This is a genomic window from Saccharopolyspora sp. (assembly GCF_017434145.1).
GTDB classification, from domain to species: domain Bacteria; phylum Actinomycetota; class Actinomycetes; order Mycobacteriales; family Pseudonocardiaceae; genus Saccharopolyspora_C; species Saccharopolyspora_C galaxeae.
This window is the reverse complement of record NZ_JAFRFW010000351.1, coordinates 1-2,802: the sequence shown is the minus strand read 5'-3', so window position 1 is coordinate 2,802 and position 2,802 is coordinate 1. Positions and strand designations below refer to the sequence as shown.

Here is a 2,802-nt window from a genome sequence, read left to right as displayed (position 1 = left end):
GCAGCTCGCAGGCCGCGTTGAGCGTACCGCCGGTGGCCAACACGTCGTCCACGACCAGCACCCGCTGCCCGGGGCGCACGGCATCGGCCGGAAGTTCCAGACCGGCCGAGCCGTACTCCAAGGTGTTGTCGACCCGGTCGGCGACCTCCGGCAGCTTGCCCGGCTTGCGCAGCCCCACCACACCGGTGCCGTGCGCCTGCGCGACGGCCGCGCCCACCAGGAAACCGCGCGCTTCCACGCCCGCGACCAGGTCGAACTCGAATCCGTCGGCGAGCGCGGTGACCACCGCGGACAGCGCGGGGCCGTCCGCGAGCAGCGGGCTGATGTCCCGGAACAGCACGCCCGGCTCCGGGAAGTCCGGCACCTCCCGGATCAGCCGCGCCGCGTCCTGCAGCGCCGGGTGAACCACCCGCACGGCATCCTCGGTCATGAACGCCGTCGCTTACCGCTGGGACGGCTGGACTTGCCGCCCGGGCGACGGCGGTTCTGCCCACCGCCACCGGACTTCTTGCCGCTGGGCGTCGGCGCCTTGGCAGCGGCCGTGCTGCTCGCACCGGCCATCTCGCGCTCCTGCAGCGCGGGCTCCTCCGGCTCGTCCGGTTCCTCCTCGCCCGCGGCCTTCGCCGCGGCCTTGCGCCTGCGCTGGAACACCTTCGCCTCGTGCGCGCGGTACTTGCGGTCGCGCATCTTGAAGTCCACCAGCAGCGGCGTGGCCAGGAAGATCGACGAGATCACGCCGGCCAGCATGCCGATCAGCTGCACCAGCGCCAGGTCCCGCAGCACGCCGACGCCGAGCAGCCCGGCGCCGACCACCAGCAGCCCGAGCACCGGTAGCAGCGCGATGATCGAGGTGTTGATGGAGCGCATCAGGGTCTGGTTCACCGCGAGGTTCGCCGCCTCCGGATAGGTCCGGCGGGTCAGCCCGAGCAGGCCGCGGGTGTTCTCCTTGACCTTGTCGAACACCACGACGGTGTCGTAGAGCGAGAAGCCGAGGATGGTCAGCAGACCGATCACCGTGCTCGGCGTGACCTCGAAGCCGATCAGCGAGTACAGCCCGGCGGTCGCCACCACGTCGTGCAGCAGCGCGATCAGCGCCGCCACCGCCATCCACTTCTCGAAGTAGAACGCCAGGAAGACCGTCACCAGCACCAGGAACACGCCGAGCGCGAGCAGCGCCTGCTGGGTGATCTCACCGCCCCAGGTGCCGCTGACCGCGCTGTCGCTGACCGCCTGCGGGCTCGGCTGCCCGTTGTCACCGAGCGGCCGGGTCTGCTCGAACAGGGTCTGCTTGACCGCGGAGACCTGGTCCGGCGAGAGCGACTCGCTGCGTACCTGGATGGACTGGCTGTCGCCCGCACCGACGATCTGCACGGTCTCGGCCGGGCGCCCGACCGCATCCCGGAAGGCGTCCTGGACCTGGTCCTCGGAGATCGGGCCCTGCGCACCGGCCGCGGGCAGCTGGATCTTGGTGCCGCCCTCGAAGTCGATGCCGAGGTTGAAGCCCTTGAACCCCATGGCGCCGATGCACACCAGCGTCAGCAGGCCCAGCGCGATGTACCAGCGGGAGCGCTTGCCGACGATGTCGAACGCGCCGGTGCCGGTGTAGAGCCGGTGCAGCACGCCCTCGGGACGGGCGACGTCGCTGTTTGTCGACACCGTCAAGCCTCCTTAGCCGTGGAAGCACCCCGGGAGCGGGCGTCGCGCCGCTGCTGCGCGGCCATGCGCTGCACCGCGCCCAGACCGGATACCGAGGGTTTGGACAGGAACTTGTTCTTCGAGGCCATCGCCACCAGCGGATGCGTCACCAGGAACACCACGACCAGGTCCAGCACGGTCGACATGCCGAGGGTGAACGCGAAGCCCTTCACCTGGCCGACCGCCAGCACGTAGAGCACCGCGGCGGACAGGAAGCTCACCGCGTCCGCGGAAAGGATCGTGCGCTTGGCCCTGGTCCACGCCCGCGGCACCGAGGAGCGGAACGTGCGTCCCTCTCTGACCTCGTCCTTTAGTCGTTCGAAGAAGACGATGAACGAGTCGGCCGTGATTCCGATCGCCACGATGAAACCGGCGACACCGGCGAGGTCGAGGGTGAACCCGATCCACCGCCCGAGCAGCACCAGCACCGCGTAGACGATGCCCGCCGACAGCACCAGGGAAAGGATCGTGAGGATCCCCAGCAGCCGGTAGTAGGCCAGGCAGTACACCGCGACCAGCGCCAGGCCGATGCCGCCCGCGATCAGGCCCGCTTCCAGCGAGGCCACGCCGAGCGTCGCCGAGACCGTCTCGGCCTCGGACTGGTCGAAGGCCAGCGGCAGCGAGCCGTACTTGAGCGTGTTGGCCAGGTCGGTCGCGCTCTGCTGGTTGAAGCCGCCGGTGATGCTGGCGTTGCCGCCGAGCAGCGCCTCGTTGATCCGCGGCGCCTGCACGACTTGACCGTCGAGCACGAACGCGGCCTGCTGGCCGATGTTGGCGGAGGTGAAGTCCGCCCAGGTCTTGGCGCCGTCGCTCTTGAACTGCACCTGGACCGACCACTCCGGCTGCTGGCCCTGCGGGTCCGGGGGCTGCGCCGATGCGGTCTCGACTTCCTTGCCCGGCAGGAAGACCGGCTCCAGCACGTACTTCTGCTGCTTCGCCTGGTCGCAGGCCACCAGCGGGAGCGCGGGGTCGTCGTTGCCGCGCAGCGGGTCCTCGGCGTTGCAGTCCAGGCTTTGCAGCGCCTGCATCTGCACGGCCGGGTCGGTGCTCTGCCGGGTGCGCTTGGCCTCCTCGATGGCGGCCTACTCACCGCCCGGCGGCGGCTGC

2 protein-coding genes and 1 pseudogene are annotated in these 2,802 nt (G+C 70.2%); all 3 read right to left on the bottom strand.

Annotated elements, in window-relative coordinates:
- A partial coding sequence (locus IJH84_RS09710; RefSeq protein WP_295142967.1) for an adenine phosphoribosyltransferase occupies positions 1 to 430 on the bottom strand: 430 nt, incomplete at its 3' end.
- Entirely contained in the window at positions 427 to 1,662 is a 1,236-nt protein-coding gene (gene secF, locus IJH84_RS09705; protein ID WP_295142964.1) for a protein translocase subunit SecF, read from the bottom strand. The genes secF and IJH84_RS09710, both read right to left, overlap by 4 nt.
- Positions 1,659 to 2,802: pseudogene (gene secD, locus IJH84_RS09700) on the bottom strand (protein translocase subunit SecD); the annotation flags it as partial. The pseudogene secD and the gene secF, both read right to left, overlap by 4 nt.